This is a genomic window from Sphingomonas pollutisoli (assembly GCF_029167165.1).
Taxonomy (GTDB): domain Bacteria; phylum Pseudomonadota; class Alphaproteobacteria; order Sphingomonadales; family Sphingomonadaceae; genus Sphingomonas; species Sphingomonas pollutisoli.
In genome coordinates this window covers 1-20,426 of sequence record NZ_JARFNJ010000002.1, presented here as the reverse complement: position 1 = coordinate 20,426, position 20,426 = coordinate 1, and the positions used below count along the sequence as shown (strand labels likewise).

The following is a 20,426-nucleotide window of genomic DNA, read 5'->3' as shown; positions in this document are numbered from 1 at the left end:
GGCAACGATCCGTCACCCCAGCGGAAGCTGGGGTCTTGTTGGGGAGGGCACGGCAGGAGCCGCGGGAGACCCCAGCGTGCGCTGGGGCGACGGTCTGGGGATCACCCATAGAGCGCCACCTTGAACGGCTCCATTCCGACGCGCCGATAGGTATCGAGGAACCGCTCACCCGCCTCGCGCCGCTCCAGATACACGTTGGTCACCGTCTCGACCGCATCGACGATGCCGTCCTCGTCGAAGCCAGGCCCGGTGATCTTGGCGATGCTGGCGTCCTCCGCGCCCGATCCGCCAAGCGACAATTGGTAGTTCTCGATGCCCTTCTTATCGACGCCGAGGATGCCGATGTGCCCGGCGTGGTGGTGTCCGCAGGCGTTGATGCAGCCGCTGATCTTGAGCTTCAGTTCGCCCAGTTCGCGCTGGCGGCCGAGATCGGCGAAGCGACTGGCGATCTTCTGCGCGACGGGGATCGAGCGCGCATTGGCGAGCGCGCAATAATCGAGGCCGGGGCAGGCGATGATGTCGCCGATCAGATCGAGGTTGGCGGTGGCGAGGCCGGCGGCGTCGAGCGCCTGCCAGACCGCGTAGAGATCGGCCTTGCGGACGTGCGGCAGCACGATGTTCTGCGCATGAGTCACGCGAAGCTCGTCGAACGAGTAGCGCGTGCCGAGATCGGCCATCACATCGAGCTGGTCCGCCGAGGCGTCGCCGGGGATGCCCTCAGTCGGTTTGAGGCTGATCGTGACAATCGCATAGCCGGGCTGCTTGTGAGGGCGCACGTTCTGATCGACCCACACCGCGAAATCGGGATCGCTGCGGTCAATCGTGTCGGGCGCGTCGGCGTCGAACGCGGGGGGGGCGAAGAAGGCGCTGATCCGTTCCAACTCGGCGAGCGGCGGGTCGATGCCCAGCGTCTTCACATGCGCGAACTCTTCCTCGACCTGCCGCGCATATTCGGCCGCGCCGATCTCGTGGATCAGGATCTTGATCCGCGCCTTGTAGATGTTGTCGCGCCGGCCGTAGCGATTGTACACGCGCAGGCACGCTTCGAGATAGCTCATCAGATCGTCGGCGGTGACGAAATCCTTGATCTCGGGCGCGACGAACGGGGTGCGCCCCATGCCGCCGCCGACATAGATCTTCGCGCCGAGCCGGCCGTCGCGCGTGAGCAACTGGATGCCGATGTCATGCAGCCGCATCGCCGCGCGATCCTCATCGGCGCCGATCACCGCGATCTTGAACTTGCGCGGCAGATAGGTGAACTCCGGGTGGAAGGTGCTCCACTGGCGCAGCAATTCGGCCCAGGGGCGCGGATCGGTGACCTCGTCGGCGGCGGCGCCGGCGAACTGGTCCGACGAGATGTTGCGGATGCAATTGCCAGACGTCTGGATCGCGTGCATCTCGACCGTCGCCAGTTCGGCGAGGATGTCGGGCGCCTGATCGAGCTTGATCCAGTTAAACTGGATGTTCTGCCGCGTGGTGAAATGGCCATAGCCGCGATCATATTTGCGCGCGACATGCGCGAGCATGTGCATCTGCTTGCCCGACAGCGTGCCATAGGGCACAGCCACGCGCAGCATATAGGCGTGAAGCTGGAGATACAGGCCGTTCATCAGCCGCAGCGGCTTGAACTGGTCCTCGGTGATCTCGCCCGACAGGCGGCGCTTCACCTGATCGCGGAATTCCTCGACGCGGGCATCGACGATCGACTGGTCGTAAGTGTCGTACTGGTACATCAGAAAGCCCTGACTTTTGGCACGCGGAGGCGCGGAGGCGCTGAGAAGAAAGAGAATGGGTTCGCGCAGAGGCGCAGAGGGCGCAAAGAGCGAATCGCGGGCGGCAGCGCGCTTATTTTTCCCTCGGCCGCTGGGAAGTCTTCCGTCCGCACCGTTGCGCTGACGCCTCTGCGTCCTCCGCGCCTCTGCGCGAACACGCCTTCTACTCCGCGCCTCCGCGCCTCCGCGTGAACCATCACAGCACCACCTGTGGCGACGCCTCCGGCGCGAGCGTCAGGTCCATCCGCACGGTCGGGCCGAGCGCGCGGACGCGGTCCTTGATGTGGGCGGGGCGGGGGCCGTCGGGGGTGAGCGTCGCCTCGATCACATAGGGGCCGTTGACGCGGCGCGCGGCCTCCTCGAGCTTGCCGAGCGCCTCGCCCTCGCTGGCGACATCGGCGGCGTCGGCGACATGGCGCGACCAGCCCGAGCCGGTCCACCAGATCACGTCCCCGGTCGGCAAATCATTCCCCGTCAGCAGCTTCACGCGAACGTCCCCTCGGCAACCGTCGCCCAGCGTCCGAGCCGCTCGTGGGCGTCGGACAGATCGACGACCTCGCCTACAACGATGATGGCCGGGCTCGCCACCTTTTCGCGCTCCACCATCGCACCGAGATCGGCGAGCAGCGTGCGCAGCGCACGCGCGCCGGCGAGCGTGCCGCGTTCGAGCGTGGCGACCGGCATGTCGGGGGCGACCCCATCGCGCATCAATTTGTCGGCGATGTCGGCTGCGGTCGCGACGCCCATGTAGATGACGAGCGTGCGGCCCTTGCCGGCGAGCCCCGACCAATCCTGATCGGCGAGCCCCTTGCATTGCCCGGCGACGAAGCTGACCGCGCTCGAATAGTCGCGGTGGGTAAGCGGCAGCATCGCCTCCGCCGCGCAGCCGAGGGCGGCCGACACGCCGGGGATGACCTCGACCGGCAGCCCGGCGGCGCGCACCGCCTCGACCTCCTCGCCGCCGCGCCCGAAGATGAACGGATCGCCACCCTTCAGCCGCACCACGATCGCACCGGTCTTCACATGCGCGACGATCAGCGCGTTGATCGACTCCTGCGGCAGCGTGTGCCGCGCGCGGCGCTTGGCGACCGAGATGCGCTGTGCCGCAGCGGGCGCGAGATCGAGCACGCGCGGATCGATCAACCCGTCGTGGACGACGATGTCGGCCGATCTGAGCGCCTCGACGGCGCGCACGGTGAGCAGGCCGGGATCGCCCGGACCCGCGCCGACGAGGATGACGCGCCCGCGCGCGTGGGGATCTAGCAGCGTAGCCATGTGCGCCCGATGCGCGAATTGGCCGGGCCGTACAACCGATGCCTGCTTTTGCGGCGGGTAGGGAAACTTTGCGTCGGTCCTTCAGTCGAGACGCCGAACGGTGGACCGCCCGGGTTCGAACGCGCGCCCAAAGGGCGAGAATCGTGCGTCGCTCAGCGCTTGGGCATGTCCAGTTCGCGCGCGCGCTGGGCGAGGCGGATCGCCTCGTCGATCAGTTCGGCGGCGAAGTCGGGCGCCTTTTCGCGGACGGCGATCGACAGACAGTTGCTGGCCTGCTGGCGGAGCTTGTTGGAACGCGGAGAGCGGGTCGAGTCTGGTGTTTCGGTCGTCACGGTCGCTCAATCGCTTATCCGACAGGGAGGTTCCGCGGCTCGTCGCAGCCCGCCGAAGCGATGCGACGAGCCGTGCTCAGGCGTCGCGCAGGCCGACGCCGATGCTCGCGCGGGCCTGTTCGGCCTCGCTCGAAACCACCGGATAGGCGCAATAATCCGCCGCATAATAGGCGCTCGGCCGGTGGTTGCCCGACCAGCCGATGCCGCCGAACGGCGCGGCGGACGAGGCGCCACTGGTCGGCTTGTTCCAGTTGACGATGCCGGCGCGCGCGTTCGCCCAGAACTGATCGTAAAGCGCCGGATTCTGGCTGAGCAGCGTCGCCGACAGGCCGTAACGGGTATTGTTCGCCTCGACGATCGCATCCTCGAACGTTTTGGCCCGGATCACCTGCAGGATCGGGCCGAACAACTCGACGTCGGGGCGCTCGGCCATGTCGGTGGTGTCGATCATCGCGGGGGAGAGGAACGGCAAGCCCGCCCGGGGGCGCTCGAGATGACGGATCGGGCGGCCGCCGCGCATCATCAGTTCGAGGAAGCTCTCGCTCAGCAGATCGGCCGATTCGTTGTCGATCACCGGACCCATGAACGGGGCGGGCTTGGCGTGCGGCGCATCGACGATCATGCGGCCGACGAGCGCACACACCGCGTCGATCAGGTCATCGTGAACGCGTTCATCGACGATCAGCCGGCGCGCGGCAGTGCAGCGTTGGCCCGCGCTCATGAACGCCGACTGCGCGATGATGACCGCCGCCGCGTGGACATCGGGCGATTCCCACACCACGATCGGGTTGTTGCCGCCCATTTCGAGCGCGAGGATCTTCTCCGGCCGGCTGGCGAAGGCGCGGTTGAGCGCGATGCCCGTGCGCGCCGAGCCGGTGAACAGCAGCCCGTCGATGCCCTCGTGCGCGGCGAGCGCCTTGCCCTCGTCCGGGCCGCCGAGCAGCAGCCGCACGCACCCCTCGGGCACGCCGCTTTCATGGAAGCAGGAGACGAGGAACGCGCCGACCGCCGGCGTCTTCTCGGACGGTTTGAACACCACCGCGTTGCCGGCGAGCAGCGCGGGAACGATATGGCCGTTGGGCAGGTGCGCGGGAAAATTATACGGCCCCAACACCGCGAGGACGCCGTGCGGCTTGTGGCGCAGAGCGATCCGACTGCCCATCGGCGCGTCGAGGCGGCGCTGCGCGGTGCGCTCCGCATAGGCTTTGATCGAGATGTCGACCTTGGCGATGACCGTTTCGACCTCGGTATGCGCCTCCCACAGCGGCTTGCCGGTTTCGCGCGCGATCAGATCGGCGAAGGCATCGGCGCGGCCGCGCACGACGTTGGCGAAGCGGCGCAGCGCCTCGGTGCGGTAGGCGAGCGGACGTGACGCCCAGTTCGCCCAGCTTTCGCGGGCGATGGCGACCTCGGCATCGACATCGCCGGATTGGCCACGCCACAGTTCGGCGTTCGTCGCCGGTTCGAAGGAGATCAGTTCATACGCGGACATGGCGCGTGCCCTTGCCCGAATTCGGCACCGAAATCCACCGCATCCGCATCACGCCAGCGCCGCGCCCATCTCGCGGATCGCGGTGATCTTGCTCGCGAACAGCGACCAGTCGTCGCGGTCGGCGATCGCCGACCAGATCGCCTCGACCTCGCCGATCACCATCGCGCAGGGCGTGTCGTCGCGCCAATAAAGGTGGTCGCGGGCTTTGCGCGCAGCATAAGGCGCGACGCGCGCGCGGGCTTCGGCGAAGGCGTCGCCGTCGGGCAAGTGGCCGGCAAAGGCATCGAAGAAGAAGCGGTCGACCGGCAGCATTTCGGCGCGCAAGCCGCGTTCGACCGCGCCGACCAGCGCGGCGTCCTCCTCGGCGCCGCGCGGGACGAGGCCGAGCCGCCACAGGATCGCCTCGCTCACGGCGGTTTGATAATGATCGCCGAACGTCTCGAGCACCGCGATCAGCGGCGCCGCCTCGCTTACCGTGCGCAGCGATACCGCGAGCTGCATCGCGTTCCAGTGGATCGCCTCGGGCTGGCGGCCGAACGCATAGAGACCGGCATGGTCGAAATAGGCGGCGGTGAAAGCCGGATCCCAGGTCGGCAGGAACCGCCACGGGCCATAATCGAAACTCTCACCGGTGACGTTGATGTTGTCGGTGTTGAGCACGCCATGGACGAACCCCGCCGCCATGTAGCTGGCGGCGAGCCGGGCGGTGCGCCGCACCACCAGATCGAGCAGCCGGGTCGCCGGTTCGTCGCCGGGCTCCTCGCCGTACAGGTTGCGCAGCACGTAGCCGATCAGCCGCGTCATCGTCTCGTCATCGCGCAGATAGGCGAGCCGCTGGAAGGTGCCGATGCGGATATGGCTGTGGCTGAGCCGAACCAGCACCGCCGAGCGGGTGGGCGAGGGTTCGTCGTTGCGCTCGAGCGCTTCGCCGGTTTCGATCAGCGAGAAGCTGCGCGAGGTCCCCACGCCGAGCGCTTCGAGCATTTCGGTCGCGAGCACCTCGCGCACCCCGCCCTTGAGGGTGAGGCGGCCGTCGCCGAAACGGCTCCACGGCGTCTGGCCGCTGCCCTTGGTGCCGAGGTCCATCAGGCGGCCGCCGTGGTCGCGCATCTGCGCGAACAGGAAGCCGCGCCCGTCACCGATGTCGGGATTGTACGAGCGGAACTGATGGCCGTGATAGCGCAACGCGAGCGGTCGCGGCAGATTGTCCGGCAGCGGCGCGAAGCGGCCGAAATGCCGCGTCCATTCGGCGTCGCTGAGTGCGGCCAGCCCGACCTCGTCGGCGGCGCGATCGTTGCGGAAGCGCAGCCGGGTTTCCGGGAAGTTCGCGGCTTCAACAACGTCGTACACGGCATCGCCCAGTTCGAGGATGCGCGGATCGGGGCGATATGCTTGCGGGGTTTCGTTCATGCCGCGATATGGGTGCGCCACAGCCGAGGACGCAACCATGCCCGCCTATGAAAACCGATACTGGTGGTCGAACGATGGGCTGCGGCTGCATTATCGCGCCTATCCCGGCCGCGAGGATCGACCGCCGATCATCTGCATTCCGGGGCTGACGCGCAACGCGCGCGATTTCGAGGATCTCGCCCCGCGCCTCGCCGGCGAATGGCGGGTGATCGCGCTCGATCTGCGCGGGCGGGGTGAAAGCGCCTATGCCAAGGATCCGATGAGCTACGTGCCGATGACCTATGTCCAGGACATCGAGGCGCTGCTCGCCGAACTCGGCGTTTCGAGCTTCATCGCGTTCGGCACGTCGCTCGGCGGCATCCTGACGATGCTGCTGGCGGGCGCCGCGCGCGAGCGGCTGGCGGGGGCGCTCATCAACGACGTCGGGCCGGAGATCGAGCCGGCGGGCATCCTGCGCATTCGCGGCTATGTCGGCAAGTCGAACACCTGGCCGACCTGGATGCACGCCGCGCGCGCGGTGGCGGAAAGCAATGCCGACGCTTTCCCCGACTACACGATCGAGGATTGGCTGGTGATGGCGAAGCGGCTGTACCGGGTGAACAGCGCCGGCCGCATCGTGCTCGATTACGACATGAAGATCGCCGAGCCGTTCCGCGTTCCGGGCAACGAGGCCGGCCCCGATATGTGGCGCGCGCTCGCCCGGCTGGAGGGCGTGCCGACGCTGATCGTCCGCGGCGCGCTTTCCGATCTGCTGTCCGATGCGACCGCGACGCGGATGGCCGAGACGCTCGATCTGGCCGAGCTCGTCACCGTGCCGCAAACCGGGCACGCGCCGACCCTTTCCGAGCCGGTCGCGGTGGCGGCGATCGACCGGCTGCTGGCGCGGATAGGGGAACCGGTGGCGGCCTGAACCGTCTCTCCCGTACCACCGAACGGGAGTTTTGCATGCTTGATCTCGCCGACGCGCATACCGCCGTTTCAACCCTTTCCGGCAAACGCATCCTCGTCACCGGCGGTACCACCGGCATCGGTCGGGCCATCGCGGTGCTGCTGGCGAGCGAAGGGGCGCGGCTGCACGTCTGCGGCCGCACGCCCGAGCATCTCGCCGACGCGGTCGGGCGGATCAGCGAGGTCGGCACCGGAGCCGGCCTCAACGTCGATCTCGGCGAGCCGGGCGCCCCCGAGCGCTACGTCAAGGCGGCGAGCGAATGGCTGGGCGGGCTCGACGTGGCGGTCATCAATGCGGCGATCCCCGCCGAGGGCCTGACCGACATGAGCGACAGCGAACTGCGCTATGCCATCGCCGTCGATTTCACCGCCTATCTCACCAGCGCTCATGCCGCCGCCGAGGCGATGGGCGCGGCGGGTGGCGATATCGTGCTGATCGGCTCGGTGTCCGCGCACGTGCTCGGGCCGGGATCGACCGTTTACGCTGGCATCAAGGCGGGCATCGCCGGTTTCGCCGAGGCGCTGCGCAAGGAACTCGGGCCGAAGAACATCCGCGTGACCTTGGTCGAGCCGGCGCTGACCCAGTCCGACATGCACTATCCGGACATCGACGCCGAAAAGCAGAAGACCATGGTGCGCGAGGAGAAGATGCTACGATCGGAGGATATCGCGGTGGCGGTGCATTACGCGCTGACCCAGCCGCGCCGCGCGGTGGTGCAGCAGATCGTCGTCGCGCCGCGCCTGAGCGAAGGGGAGTGACCGTGGCGTTCGACGCAATCGTGTTCGATCCGCGCGATGTCGATCTCGCGCGCTCGCCGCTCGCCGGCAAGCTCGGCGCCGAGACCTATGTGCTGGGCGCGTTCAACCCCGGCATGACGCGGCTGCCGAACGGCAATTTGCTGCTGATGGTCCGCGTCGCCGAGGCGCTCAAGCAACCGATCGTCGATCAGCACATCCATGCGATCCGCTGGGACGACGGCGGTTATGTGCTCGATCCGTGGCCGCTGGAGCACGTCGACACCGCCGATCCGCGCAAGTTCATGATGCGCGGCGGCGGCTGGAAGGTGATGGCGCTGACCTCGCTGTCATGGCTATTGCCGGTCGAACTGTCCGCCGACGGCACCAGCGTCGTCGCGGTGCATTATGACCGCGCGATCGCGCCGCGCGCGCCCTATCAATGCTACGGCGTCGAGGATGCGCGGATCACCAGGGTCGGCGAGCGCTATCTGATGACGACCTGCTCGGTCAGCCCCGAGCGGCATTCGACCACGCTCTACACGTCGGACGACGCGCTCGATTGGCGCCTCGAAGGCATCGTGCTCGATCATCAGAACAAGGACATGCTGATCTTCGAAGGCCGGATCGGCGGCAAATATTTCGCGCAGACGCGCCCGCTCGGCGATCTCTATTTCGCCTATCCACCCGGCAGCGAGTGGCGCGCGGGGCCGTCGATCAATCTCGCCTCTTCACCCGACGCGATCCACTGGAAGCCGTATGACAAGCCCGGCATCCGCCCGCACGCCAAGACGCTCGCCACCGCGCGGATGGGTGGCGGCGCGCCGCCGGTGCTGACCGAACGCGGCTGGCTGACCTTGTGGCACGGTGTCGAGCCATCGGGCGTGGTTGGCATCTATCGCACCTATTGGTCGATCCTCGACCGCGACGATCCGTCGGTGGTGGTCGCGACCAGCGACACCGCCGTTCTGGAACCCGCGCCCGAGCTGACCGAGCCGATCAAGGATTTGATGTACCTCGACAATGTCGTGTTCACCACCGGCATCGCCGACGCGGGTGACCATTATGTCGTGGCGAGCGGCGAGGCCGATCTCGCCTGCCGGATCACGCATGTGTCCAAGGCGATATTTTCGGCCTGAGCCTTGAAAGCCGGGTGCGAAACCGGGCAGGGGCGAGGGATGCCCGCGGTGAACATCCTCCACCTCCACTCCAGCTTCAGCCTCGGCGGCAAGGAAGCGCGCGCGGTGCGGCTGATGAACGCGTTCGGCGAGCGCGCGCGCCACACGATCGTCTCGGCGATGCCCGACCAATATGGCGCGCGCGATGCCATCGCGCCCGGCATCGCCTATGAGATCGCGCAGAACCCGCCGTCGCTGACCGGCCGCCCGTCGGTCGCGCGATATGAGGCGATCGCCCGCTACATGCGCCGCTTCGACCTGGTGCTGACCTATAATTGGGGTGGCATAGACGGCGTGATGGCGCGCCGTGTCGCGGGGATGAAGGGGCCGCCGGTGGTCCACCACGAGGACGGCTTCAACGAGGACGAGGCGCAGGGCCTCAAGCCGCAGCGCAACATCTACCGCCGGATCGCGCTCACCGCCGCGCACGCGCTCGCGGTCCCCTCGGCCACGCTGGAGACGATCGCGCTCAAGACGTGGAAGCAGCCCGCCGAACGCGTCCACCGCATCGGCAACGGCATCGCCACCGCGCGTTACGCGGTGAAGCCCGCGCCCGATGCGATCCCCGGTTTCCGCCGCAAACCCGGCGAGATCGTGATCGGCACGCTCGCGGGCTTGCGTCCGGTCAAGAACCTGCCGCTGCTGGTCCGTGCGGTCGGCGGCATGGCCTCGCGCGCGCGGCTGGTCATCGTCGGCGAGGGGCCGGAGCGTGAGGCGATCCGCGACGCGGCCGAGGCGATGGGGCTGGCAGACCAACTCGTCATGCCCGGCTTCCTGCCCGAGCCGCACCGATATGTCGGGCTGTTCGACATCATGGCGCTGTCGTCGCGAAGCGAACAGGCGCCGATCTCGATCATCGAGGGGATGGCGGCGGGGTTGCCGATCGTTGCGCCGCCGGTCGGGGACATTCCCAACATGGTCGCGCCCGGCAACCTTCCCTATATCGAGAACGCCATCGACGAAGTTCGCATCCGCGATGCGTTGCAGGCGATCGCCGGGGCCGAGCCGGCCGCGCGCCGCTGGCTGGGCGAGCAGAACCGGGCCAAAGCGGTCGCCGAATATGACGAGGGGACGATGATCGCGCGCTATGCGGCGCTCTATTCCGGGGCACTCGGAAGGCCCGGTTGTCTGGGCTGAGTCCTAATTGTCTCGTCAAGCGTTGCCGATCCGCTATATCACGAGCCAGGATTGTTTCGGCCAGTTTTCTATCGGGAGATATCGGTGTTCAAAGGTTTGAAGCCCATCATCTATAACGGCCGCGAAGTATGGCCGTTGGTGGAGGGCGGAAAAGGCGTGGCGGCGACCAACCATGCGAGCGCGGGCGCCTGGGCGGCGGCGGGCGGCATCGGTACCGTTTCCGCCGTCAACGCCGACAGTTACGATCCCGAAGGCAAGATCATCCCGCAGGTCTATCGCTCGCTCACCCGCCGCGAGCGGCACGAGGAACTGATCGAATATGCGATCGAGGGCGCCGTCCAGCAGGTTCGCCGCGCGTTCGACATCGCCGGCGGCAAGGGCGCGATCAACATCAACGTGCTGTGGGAGATGGGCGGCGCGCAGCGCATCCTGCACGGCGTGCTCGAGCGCACGCGCGGCCTCGTCGCCGGCGTGACCTGCGGCGCGGGCATGCCGTACAAACTGTCCGAAATCGCCTCGTCCTACGACGTCAGCTATCTGCCGATCGTCAGCTCGGGCCGCGCCTTCCGCGCGCTGTGGAAGCGCGCCTATTCGAAGGCGTCGCAGTGGCTGTCGGCGGTGGTTTATGAAGATCCGTGGCTGGCGGGTGGGCATAACGGCCTGTCCAACGCCGAAGACCCGCGCAAGCCCGAAGACCCCTATCCGCGCGTGAAGGCGCTGCGCGACACGATGCGCGAGGGCGGTATCTCCGACGAGGTGCCGATCGTGATGGCGGGCGGCGTCTGGTATCTGCGGGACTGGAGCGACTGGATCGACAATCCCGAACTCGGCACGATCGCCTTCCAGTTCGGCACGCGCCCGCTGCTGACGAAGGAAAGCCCGATCCCCGAGGCGTGGAAGGCGCGGCTCACCAATATCGAGGAAGGCGAGGTGCTGCTCCACCGCTTCTCGCCGACCGGATTCTATTCGAGCGCGGTGCGCAACCCGTTCCTGCGCAATCTGGAGGAACGCTCCGAGCGGCAGATCGCCTTCTCGACGCAGGAAGCGGGCGACCATGTCTTCCAGCTCGATGTCGGCGTTAAGGGCAAGAACTTCTGGGTGACGCGCAACGATCTGCTGCGCGCGCGGCAGTGGTTCGGCGCGGGCTTCACCGATGCGCTGAAGACGCCTGACAACACGCTCGTGTTCGTCACGCCCGAGGAAAAGGCGGTGATCCGCAAGGACCAGGCCGATTGCATGGGCTGCCTCAGCCAGTGCGCTTTCTCGTCCTGGGCGGATAGCGAAACCAACTCGACAGGGCGGCTGGCCGATCCGCGCAGCTTCTGCATCCAGAAGACCTTGCAGGACATCGCGCATGGCGGCGATGTCGAGCAGAATTTGATGTTCGCCGGACACGGCGCGTATCAGTTCAAGCGTGACCCGTTCTATTCGAACGGCTTCGTGCCGACCGTGAAGGAACTGGTCGATCGCATCCTGACCGGCGATTGATGCGACAAGGGCGGCGGATCGCTCCGCCGCCCTTGTCTGATTTCAGGTCTGATCTTAGCGGTAGCAGACCGTCACGCGCCGATGATGGCGCCAGGTTACCCGGCAATCGCGACCGCCGCGGCCCCAGCCGTTGCCATAGCCATAGCCGCGATGCGGCCCATAATAGCCGCGGTGCGGGCCGTAATAGCCGCGGCGGTCGCCACGCCAGTCGTGGCGGTCTCCGCGCCAGCCGCGATGGTCACCGCGATAGTCGCGGCGGTCATAGCCGTGATGATCGCGGCGATAATCCTGGGCGGAAGCGCCGGTGCTGACACCCAGGCCCGCAACCATCAGTCCGAGCGCGGCGGCGATCTTGAAGCTTTTCATCGAACCATCCTCTGTCCGTTGATCGGTATCGGCGTTTTAGGGCGCGCGAATCGTATCGATGCTGAATGTGTCTGTAGTCTTAGGTACAGGTTGCGCGCGCGTCGCTTCCGTCACGCGGCGCCTTTTATTTTGGCCGGGGGCGGCTAAACGCTCACCGGATGAGCGAACTTCCGAAAACCTTCGACCCCGCCGAAATCGAACAGCGCTGGTATGCGCATTGGGAGGCGAACGGGCTGTTCCGCCCCGATCGCCCCGGCGCCGAGCCGTGGACGATCGTCAACCCGCCGCCCAACGTCACCGGCTCGCTGCACATTGGCCATGCGCTCGACAATACGTTGCAGGATATCCTCGCGCGCCACGCCCGGCTGAAGGGCAAGGATGCGCTGTGGGTGGTCGGCACGGACCATGCCGGCATCGCCACGCAGATGGTGGTCGAGCGGCAGATGGGCCTCCACCAGCAGAAGCGCACCGACTTCACGCGCGAGCAGTTCGTCGAGAAGGTGTGGGCGTGGAAGGCCGAGAGCGGCGGCGAGATCACCCAGCAGTTGCGGCGGCTCGGCTGCTCGATGGATTGGAAGAACGAACGCTTCACGATGGATGAGGGCTTTTCCAAGGCCGTCCTCAAGGTGTTCGTCGATCTCTATAACGAGGGGCTGTTGTACCGCGACAAGCGGCTGGTGAACTGGGATCCGGGCCTCGGCACCGCGATCAGCGATCTTGAGGTCGAGACGCGCGAGATCGCCGGCAAGTTCTGGCATCTGCGCTACCCGCTCGCCGATGGATCGGGGTTCATCTCGGTCGCGACGACGCGCCCCGAGACGATGCTCGCGGATATGGCGGTGGCGGTGAACCCGGCGGACGAGCGCTATCAGGCGCTGATCGGCAAGCAGGTGCGCTTGCCGATCACCGGGCGGCTGATCCCGATCGTGGCGGATGAGCATGCCGATCCCGAACTTGGCTCGGGCGCGGTGAAGATCACGCCGGGGCATGACTTCAACGATTTCGAAGTCGGCCGGCGCGCTGGCATCGAAGCGCGCGACATGCTCAACATGCTCGACGCCAAGGCGCAGGTGACGCAGACGTCGCTAGGGGATATCCCCGCCGACCTGCTCGGGCTCGACCGGTTCGAGGCGCGCCAGCGGATCGTCAAGCTGCTCGAAGAGGACGGCGTGCTCGAGCGCGTCGAGGACCGCACGATCCAGACGCCCTATGGCGACCGCTCGGGCGTGGTGATCGAGCCGTGGCTCACCGACCAATGGTATGTCGATGCCGCGACGCTGGCGAAGCCAGCGATCGAGGCGGTGCGGACGGGCAAGATCAAGATCGTGCCGAAGACGTGGGAGAAGACGTTCTTCAACTGGATGGAGAATATCCAGCCTTGGTGCGTGTCGCGCCAATTGTGGTGGGGGCACCGGATACCGGCTTGGTTTGGGCCTAAGAAAGACGAACACGGACTTGTCACCGATTATGTGCCTCAGTTTCAAGCAGATGGGTCTTACATCGTTGGCCCCGGTGACAATGTGCCATTTGTCGCAGAAACCTGGGCAGATGCGCGTATTCTCGCAACTGAGTTTTACGGCTCGCAAAAGGCGATTGTTGAGGGATCGTATATTGGAGAGAATGCCGACTCGGTTACTCTAAAGCGTGACGACGATGTCCTCGACACGTGGTTCTCCTCGGCGCTGTGGCCCTTCGCAACGCTCGGCTGGCCCGAAGACCAGCCGCCGTTCGTCCCGAGCGAAGTCGAGGGACACGCCTCGAACGCTGCGCAGGGTGTCTCGACTTCGCTCGACACGAACGGAGAGGGCGCGGCGCTTCAAAAAGCGCCGTTCGTCCTGAGCGAAGTCGAAGGACATGCCAAGAACGCATCGCCCGGGGCACGTGCTTCGACTTCGCTCAGCACGAACGGGGAGGGTGGTGCGTCGCGCCCGCAACTCCACGGACGCTACCCCAACGACGTGCTCATCTCCGGCTTCGACATCCTGTTCTTCTGGGATGCGCGGATGATGATGCAGGGGCTGCACTTCATGAAGGACGTGCCGTTCCGCACGCTCTACCTGCACGGCCTCGTCCGCGCGGCGGACGGGCAGAAGATGTCCAAGTCGAAGGGCAATGTCGTCAACCCGCTCGGGCTGATCGATACATACGGTGCGGACGCGCTTCGTTTCTTCATGGCGGCGATGGAAAGCCAGGGCCGCGACATCAAGATGGATGAGAAGCGCGTCGAGGGCTATCGCAATTTCGCGACCAAGTTGTGGAACGCGGCGCGCTTCTGCCAGGCGAACGGCATCACCGCCTCGACCACGCTGGAGGCGCCGCGCGCGGACCTGGCCGTCAACAAGTGGATCATCGCCGAGACGATCCAGACGGTGCAGGCGGTCGATCTCGCGCTTGCCGACTATCGTTTCGATGGCGCGGCGAACGCGATCTACCAGTTCGCGTGGAGTCGCTTCTGCGACTGGTATATCGAGCTCATCAAGCCGCTGCTCGGCCAGATGGATGCGCCAGCGACCGGGCCGGAGGCGGACGAGACGCGCGCCGTGGCGGGCTGGGTGCTCGACCAGATCCTCGTGCTGCTCCACCCGTTCATGCCGTTCATCACCGAGGAATTGTGGTCGAAGACCGGCGCGCGCGCGAGCGAGCTGATCGTCGCGAAATGGCCGATGGCGGATGCGCGGTCGATCGACCCGGAGGCGAGCAAGGAGATCGACTGGCTGATCCGGCTGGTGAGCGAGGTGCGCGCCGCGCGTACCGAACTCAACATCGCGCCGGGCACGCGGATGCCGTGCCACGTCCGCGATGCGGGCGCGGAGACGCAGGCGCGGATCGCGCGGCAGCAGGCGGTGATCGCGCGGCTCGCCCGCATCGACATCGCCGAGGGCGAGGCGCCCGCCGGCGGCGCGGCGCAGGTGGTGATCGACGAGGCGACCTTCGTGCTGCCGCTCGCTGGCGTGATCGACCTCGACGCCGAGCGCGCGCGGCTCACCAAGGGCATCGCGGCGGCGGAGAAGGAGCGTGACGCGCTCGCCGGGCGGCTCGGCAACGCGAGCTTCGTCGAGCGCGCCAAGCCCGAGGCTGTCGAAAAGGCGCGGGCGGATCATGCCGAGAAGACCGCCGAGGCGGAGCGGCTCGCGGCGGCGCTGGCGCGGTTGGGCTAGTCCGTCGCCCCGGTGCAGGCCGGGGCCGCTGCGTTTTGTTCGATCCGCTCGTCAAGTTACACAGCGGCCCCGGCCTGCGCCGGGGCGACGGTCGGATCGAGCGCTTTGCGAATCCCGCCACCTCGCCTATCGCCACCTTCAGCAAAGAGGGGATGCGCGCGTGGCACAGCCGCCGAGGGGCCGTGGCAGGGATCTGACGACCGGGCCGATCGGGTGGACGCTGCTCGCGTTCGCGCTGCCCACGCTCGCGTCGAACATCCTCCAGACGCTCAACGGGTCGATCAATTCGATCTGGGTCGGGCGGTTTCTCGGCGAGAGCGCGCTGGCGGCGACCTCGAACGCTACGATCGTGATGTTCCTCAGCTTCGGCGCGGTGTTCGGGTTCGGCATGGCCGCGTCGATCCTGATCGGCCAGTCGATCGGGCGGCGCGACATCGAGGCGGCGCGGCGCGCGTTCGGGTCGGCGGTGGGCCTGGTGGTCGCCGCAGCGGCGGGGATCGCGGTGTTGGGCTATGTCTTCGCGCCCGATATCCTGCGACTGATGGCGACGCCGGGGGACGCGCAGCCGCTGGCGTTGGTCTATCTGCGCGTGATCTTCCTCGGGCTGCCGCTTTCGATGCTGAGCCTGCTGATCCAGATGGGGCTGCGCGGCACCGGCGACGCGCTCACGCCGATGTGGTTCATGGTGCTGAGCGCGATCATCGATGCCGGCCTCAACCCGTTGCTGATCCGCGGCATCGGGCCGTTTCCGCACATGGGCATCGCCGGCTCGGCGACCGCCACGTTGATCGCGTCGGCGGTGTCGGCGGTCGGGCTCGTGATCTACGTCTATGCGCGCGACCTGCCGATCCGGCTGCGCGGCGCGGAACTGCGCTGGCTGATCCCCGATCCCGCGCTGGTGCGGGTGATCGTCGCCAAGGGCGTGCCGATGGCCGCGCAGATGCTGGTGATGTCGGCATCGGGGCTGACGATGATCGGGCTGGTCAACCGGCTGGGGGTCGAGACGGCGGCGGCCTATGCGGTGTCGCAGCAGCTCTGGAACTATATCCAGATGCCGGCGATGGCGATCGGCGCCGCGGTGAGCAGCATGGCCGCGCAGAACATCGGCGCCGGGCTGTGGGACCGGGTCGGCAAGATCACCCGCGCGGGGATCGTCTCCAATACCGTCATCACGCTCGTCGTGATCGCCGCGATCATCCTGTTCGACCGGCCGGTGATGGGGCTGTTCATCGACAGCCACAGCCCGGCGATCCCGATCGCGCGGCACATCCAGTTGATCTCGAGCTGGACCTTCCTGATGTTCGGCGCGACGATGGTGATCTTCGGCACGGTGCGCGCCAATGGCGCGACACTGGCGCCGCTGCTGATCCTCGTCACCGCGCTGATCCCGTTCCGCATCGGCATCGCAATGCTCGGCAAGCCGCTGCTCGGCGCGGATGCGTTGTGGTGGGCGTTCCCGCTCAGTTCGATCGTGTCGTTGGTCCTGGCGAGCCTGTATTTCCGCTACGGCAGGTGGCGCGACGCGGTGCTCGCCGTCTCCTCGCACGTCGAGGAAGCGAAGGAGGGCGCGCGCGCCACCGCCGAACCCACCGGACGGTTGCACCCGAACGGCTGAGGGCGCATCTGGGCGAGCATGAGTCACTATCCAGCGCTTCGCCTCCGCCGCACCCGTTCGACGCCGTGGAGCCGCCGCCTCCATGCCGAGACGGTGCTGACCCCCGCCGACCTGATCTGGCCACTGTTCATCGCCGAAGGCCAGGGCATCGAGGAACCGATCGCGACGTTGCCGGGCGTCTCGCGCTGGTCGGTCGACGGCATCGTCGCGCGGGCGAAGGAAGCGCGCGACGCCGGCATTCCGTGCGTCGCGCTGTTCCCCAACACGCCGCCGCATCTGCGCAGCGAGGACGGGCGCGAGGCGCTCAACCCCGACAATCTGATGTGCCGCGCCACGCGCGCGCTCAAGGATGCGGTGCCCGAGGTCGGCGTGCTGACCGATGTCGCGCTCGACCCCTATACCGCGCACGGGCACGACGGGCTGATCGACGAAGCCGGCTACGTGGTGAACGACACGACGGCGGAGATGCTGGTCGGGCAGGCGCTCAACCAGGCGGCGGCGGGGGCGGACATCATCGCGCCGAGCGACATGATGGACGGCCGCATCGGCCAGATCCGCGACGCGCTGGAAGGTGAGGGGCGGGTTAACGTCCAGATCATGTCCTATGCCGCCAAATATGCGAGCGGCTTCTACGGCCCGTTCCGCGACGCGGTCGGCTCGCGCGGGCTGCTCAAGGGCGACAAGAAGACCTATCAGATGGACTCGGCCAATGCCGAGGAGGCGCTGCGCGAGGTCGCGCTCGACCTCGCCGAGGGCGCCGACAGCGTGATGGTCAAGCCGGGCCTGCCCTATCTCGACATCATCCTGCGCGTGAAGACCGAGTTCCAAGTCCCTGTATTCGCCTATCAAGTTTCGGGCGAATATGCGATGATCGAGGCGGCGGTCGCGGCCGGCGTGGCCGAGCGTGACGCGGTGGTGCTGGAGACGCTGATGGCGTTCAAGCGCGCCGGCTGCTCGGGCGTGCTGACCTACCACGCGCTGCACGCGGCGCGCCTGCTGGGCGCATGATCGAAACCGCGCGGCTGGTGCTGCGGCGACCGGTCGCGGCCGATCTCGCGCCGCTGCATGCGATGTGGAGTGACCCGCGCGTGATGGCCGATCTCGGCCCGCTCAAGACGCGGGAGCAGAGCGCGGCGACGATCGCCCGGCATGAGGGCTATCGCCAGTCGCACGGGCTCGGCTTCTGGACGGTCGCGCTGCGCGAGGACGGCACCGTGATCGGCTTCTGCGGTCTCAAACCGGGCGCGGAGAACACGCCGATCGCGGGCGAGGTCGAGGTCGGCTGGATGCTGGCGGCGGCGCACTGGCGGCAGGGCTTCGCGCGCGAGGCCGCCGAGGCGAGCCTCGCCTGGGGCTGGGCGAACAGCGCGGCGCCGCGCATCGTCGCGATCACCGCCGCGCAGAATGCCGCCAGCCGCGCGCTGATGGAACGGCTCGGCATGGTGCGGCTCGGCGGTTTCGATCACCCGAACTTCGCGGTCGACGATCCGCTTCGGGAGACGGTCAGCTACGCGATCGAGCGGGCATGATCGAAACCGCACGGCTGCGGCTGCGGCCCTGCCGCGCGGCGGACAAAGCCGCCTTCGCCACGATCCTCAACACCCCGGCGATGATGGCGCATCTGGGCGGGGTGAAGACGCAGGCCGAAATCGACGCGCTGATCGACAAGCGGCTGGCCGATCAGGCGCGGCATGGCTTTTCCTATTGGGCGGTCGAGGAGCGCGACGGCGGCGCGCTGGTCGGTACGTGCGGGGTGCGGATCGCCAGCAATTATCCCGATGCGCCGGTTTACGGCATGCACGAAGCCGGCTGGCGGATCGCCGATTCGCATTGGGGGCGCGGCTATGCGCGCGAGGCGGCGGAAGCGAGCATCGCCTGGGCCTGGGCGAATACCGACGCGCCCGAGATCGGCGCCTGGACCACGATCGGCAACGTCGCGTCATGGCGGCTGATGGAGCGCCTCGGCATGACGCGCCGCCCAGACCTCGACTTCCGCCGCGCCGGCGCGTCCGAGGACGCCATCGTATATGCGATCAGGCGGCCGGCAGCAGCGCCTGGATCGCCGCGATCCGGTTGATCTCGGCGGTGAGTTGCGCGTCGCCGCGCGCCTTCAGCGATTCGAGCGCGGGGTAGGGTGGCTTGGCGTCGCGCGCACGGCCGATCGCAAGCTCGTCAAGATCGGTGACGCTGGCCGACGTGGTCGCGCGGAACGCATCGAGCTTGGCGAGTGCGGTCTGCGCGGCGATCCAGCGATCGCTGCCGACCCCGCCGCCACGTGCCGCCCGAGCGGCGCGCTCCGCGCCGTCCGCCGCCGGGCCGAACGCGGCATCGGTATCGGCCAATGTCTTCGCGGTCGTGGCGAGCGTGGCGTCGAGCGCGGGGTCGGGCGCGGGTGGGGCGGGGGCGGCTGCGGCCGCTTCCGCATCGCTCCGCCGCTCGATCGCGCGCGGTTGAAGCGAGGGATAGCGCGAGACGGTCTGTTCGGCGCAACCGCCCGCCAGCGAAGTGGCCAGCAAAAGGGCGGGAACGGCGAGGGCGCGGCGGTTTTTCATGGAAATCGCTCTATGCCGGGCAAAAGAATCGCGCAACGCACTTGCGCACCCGAAAAACCCCATCTAAAGGCGACCTCCCACGCACCCGTAGCTCAGCTGGATAGAGCATCAGACTACGAATCTGAGGGTCGGGCGTTCGAATCGCTCCGGGTGCACCAAAAACCCCGCTAAGCTCAACAGCTTGGCGGGGTTTCTGCTTTTTCGGGTTCTTTGATGTGGCCGCCGGGTAACGTCTCGGGTAACACCCACTCGGCTTGTTTCTAAGAGGGGCGGGACATGGACAATCGCGAAATTAGGCTACTACGCCTGTCGGGTCGATTGCGCGCTGTAGAGCAGTTGATGACCGTCATGCTTACGGAGTGGGCGGGGCGTTCCGGCCCCGATAACCCTGCTGACCAAATCGATCAGGCTCGAAAGTTTTCGCTGTTAACAGTCCAGACGGAAGATCGGCCGATCAACTCAGCCACGGATTTGGAAGCTGAAGCGATGATCGACGCGTTGAACCGCATCTTTGACGATGCGCGGTCTCAGTTCGTCGGCACAGGGGATTAGAAGCGACCGGCTGCTTTCATCGCTTTGAGCTTGGACATCATAGTTTGCGGACGCTCGGGGGCGTTCGCTAGCGCTATCAGTTCCTCGCCCTTTATCGCGGCGTGGCCGCGAAGCCGGATCTCGATATCCACACCCCTTCCGATAAGTGCGACTGCGTTGTCCAGCAACTCGTTCAGCTCTCCGGGCTGCACAATTTTGCCGTTTTCTGCCAATTGGACTAACGTGGCGCGACGCTTCCAAATGGGTTTCGTCATGCGTGTGCTCCATTGCCTACCATGATGATGAGGCGATGTTCGTTTCGACACAAGGCGGTTGTTCGGAAAGGCCCGGCCCGCCGCTCAAGCGAGCCGGGCGAGGTTTCACCGTGTGGCGGCAGGGTAGGTTGGCGAAGCAAGGATCGCGCGTAGCTCATCCTC

At 67.1% G+C, this 20,426-nt stretch carries 20 protein-coding genes and 1 tRNA gene; 12 read left to right on the top strand and 9 right to left on the bottom strand.

The window, feature by feature from the left end:
- Positions 1-101: 101 nt before the first annotated feature.
- The 6 genes from PX554_RS03500 to PX554_RS03475 form a co-directional block, all read right to left on the bottom strand.
- Positions 102-1,733: a nitrite/sulfite reductase gene (locus PX554_RS03500; protein ID WP_275499045.1), complete on the bottom strand. Its 1,632-nt coding sequence runs from the start codon at positions 1,731-1,733 to the stop codon at positions 102-104.
- A gap of 235 nt (positions 1,734-1,968) precedes the next feature.
- The gene (locus PX554_RS03495) at positions 1,969-2,259 is read right to left on the bottom strand and encodes a DUF2849 domain-containing protein (RefSeq protein WP_275499043.1); all 291 of its coding nucleotides are present in this window, start codon (positions 2,257-2,259) and stop codon (positions 1,969-1,971) included.
- Positions 2,256-3,047: a uroporphyrinogen-III C-methyltransferase gene (gene cobA / locus PX554_RS03490; RefSeq protein ID WP_275499041.1), complete on the bottom strand. Its 792-nt coding sequence runs from the start codon at positions 3,045-3,047 to the stop codon at positions 2,256-2,258. The genes PX554_RS03495 and cobA overlap by 4 nt, the downstream gene beginning before the upstream one ends.
- Positions 3,048-3,199: 152 nt before the next feature.
- Entirely contained in the window at positions 3,200-3,379 is a 180-nt protein-coding gene (locus PX554_RS03485) for a hypothetical protein (RefSeq protein WP_093220243.1), read from the bottom strand.
- Between the two features lie 76 nt (positions 3,380-3,455).
- Positions 3,456-4,871 carry a succinylglutamate-semialdehyde dehydrogenase gene (gene astD / locus PX554_RS03480; protein WP_275499038.1) on the bottom strand — a complete coding sequence of 472 codons (1,416 nt, stop codon included), beginning with the start codon at positions 4,869-4,871 and terminating at the stop codon, positions 3,456-3,458.
- A 48-nt stretch (positions 4,872-4,919) separates the two neighbouring features.
- Positions 4,920-6,281, bottom strand: a complete 1,362-nt coding sequence (locus PX554_RS03475; protein ID WP_275499037.1) for a protein adenylyltransferase SelO family protein — start codon at positions 6,279-6,281, stop codon at positions 4,920-4,922.
- A 37-nt stretch (positions 6,282-6,318) separates the two neighbouring features.
- Here PX554_RS03475 and PX554_RS03470 point away from each other — a divergent pair, with 37 nt between their 5' ends.
- From PX554_RS03470 to PX554_RS03450, 5 genes are all read left to right on the top strand, one after another.
- Positions 6,319-7,191: an alpha/beta fold hydrolase gene (locus tag PX554_RS03470; protein ID WP_275499034.1), complete on the top strand. Its 873-nt coding sequence runs from the start codon at positions 6,319-6,321 to the stop codon at positions 7,189-7,191.
- A 35-nt stretch (positions 7,192-7,226) separates the two neighbouring features.
- Positions 7,227-7,988, top strand: coding sequence for an SDR family oxidoreductase (locus PX554_RS03465; RefSeq protein WP_275499032.1), 762 nt, complete (start codon positions 7,227-7,229; stop codon positions 7,986-7,988).
- Positions 7,985-9,103, top strand: coding sequence for a glycoside hydrolase family 130 protein (locus PX554_RS03460; RefSeq protein WP_275499030.1), 1,119 nt, complete (start codon positions 7,985-7,987; stop codon positions 9,101-9,103). The genes PX554_RS03465 and PX554_RS03460 overlap by 4 nt, the downstream gene beginning before the upstream one ends.
- Before the next feature lie 39 nt (positions 9,104-9,142).
- The gene (locus PX554_RS03455) at positions 9,143-10,279 is read left to right on the top strand and encodes a glycosyltransferase family 4 protein (protein ID WP_275499028.1); all 1,137 of its coding nucleotides are present in this window, start codon (positions 9,143-9,145) and stop codon (positions 10,277-10,279) included.
- 84 nt (positions 10,280-10,363) lie between these two features.
- Positions 10,364-11,767, top strand: coding sequence for an NAD(P)H-dependent flavin oxidoreductase (locus tag PX554_RS03450; RefSeq protein WP_093220226.1), 1,404 nt, complete (start codon positions 10,364-10,366; stop codon positions 11,765-11,767).
- A 54-nt stretch (positions 11,768-11,821) separates the two neighbouring features.
- On the opposite strand, the gene PX554_RS03445 is transcribed toward PX554_RS03450, so the two are convergent.
- Positions 11,822-12,133, bottom strand: a complete 312-nt coding sequence (locus PX554_RS03445; protein WP_275499017.1) for a hypothetical protein — start codon at positions 12,131-12,133, stop codon at positions 11,822-11,824.
- Positions 12,134-12,291: 158 nt separating this feature from the next.
- On the opposite strand from PX554_RS03445, the gene PX554_RS03440 reads away from it, so the two are divergent.
- The 5 genes from PX554_RS03440 to PX554_RS03420 all read left to right on the top strand — a co-directional run bounded on the left by PX554_RS03440 (position 12,292) and on the right by PX554_RS03420 (position 18,983).
- Entirely contained in the window at positions 12,292-15,291 is a 3,000-nt protein-coding gene (locus PX554_RS03440) for a valine--tRNA ligase (RefSeq protein WP_275499015.1), read from the top strand.
- Between the two features lie 160 nt (positions 15,292-15,451).
- Entirely contained in the window at positions 15,452-16,906 is a 1,455-nt protein-coding gene (locus PX554_RS03435; RefSeq protein ID WP_256326031.1) for an MATE family efflux transporter, read from the top strand.
- Between the two features lie 18 nt (positions 16,907-16,924).
- Entirely contained in the window at positions 16,925-17,914 is a 990-nt protein-coding gene (gene hemB / locus PX554_RS03430) for a porphobilinogen synthase (RefSeq protein ID WP_275499009.1), read from the top strand.
- Complete coding sequence (locus PX554_RS03425) at positions 17,911-18,435, top strand: GNAT family N-acetyltransferase (protein WP_275499007.1); 525 nt, start codon at positions 17,911-17,913, stop codon at positions 18,433-18,435. The genes hemB and PX554_RS03425 overlap by 4 nt, the downstream gene beginning before the upstream one ends.
- Positions 18,432-18,983, top strand: a complete 552-nt coding sequence (locus tag PX554_RS03420; RefSeq protein ID WP_275499005.1) for a GNAT family N-acetyltransferase — start codon at positions 18,432-18,434, stop codon at positions 18,981-18,983. Before PX554_RS03425 ends, PX554_RS03420 begins: the two co-directional genes overlap by 4 nt.
- On the opposite strand, the gene PX554_RS03415 is transcribed toward PX554_RS03420, so the two are convergent.
- Complete coding sequence (locus tag PX554_RS03415) at positions 18,940-19,458, bottom strand: hypothetical protein (RefSeq protein WP_275499003.1); 519 nt, start codon at positions 19,456-19,458, stop codon at positions 18,940-18,942. The two genes, PX554_RS03420 and PX554_RS03415, sit on opposite strands and share 44 nt — an antisense overlap.
- A gap of 81 nt (positions 19,459-19,539) precedes the next feature.
- On the opposite strand from PX554_RS03415, the gene PX554_RS03410 reads away from it, so the two are divergent.
- Positions 19,540-19,616, top strand: a tRNA-Arg gene (locus PX554_RS03410).
- A gap of 118 nt (positions 19,617-19,734) precedes the next feature.
- Positions 19,735-20,010: a hypothetical protein gene (locus tag PX554_RS03405; RefSeq protein WP_275499000.1), complete on the top strand. Its 276-nt coding sequence runs from the start codon at positions 19,735-19,737 to the stop codon at positions 20,008-20,010.
- On the opposite strand, the gene PX554_RS03400 is transcribed toward PX554_RS03405, so the two are convergent.
- Positions 20,007-20,264: a hypothetical protein gene (locus PX554_RS03400; protein ID WP_275498998.1), complete on the bottom strand. Its 258-nt coding sequence runs from the start codon at positions 20,262-20,264 to the stop codon at positions 20,007-20,009. The genes PX554_RS03405 and PX554_RS03400 overlap by 4 nt on opposite strands.
- Positions 20,265-20,426 lie beyond the last annotated feature (162 nt).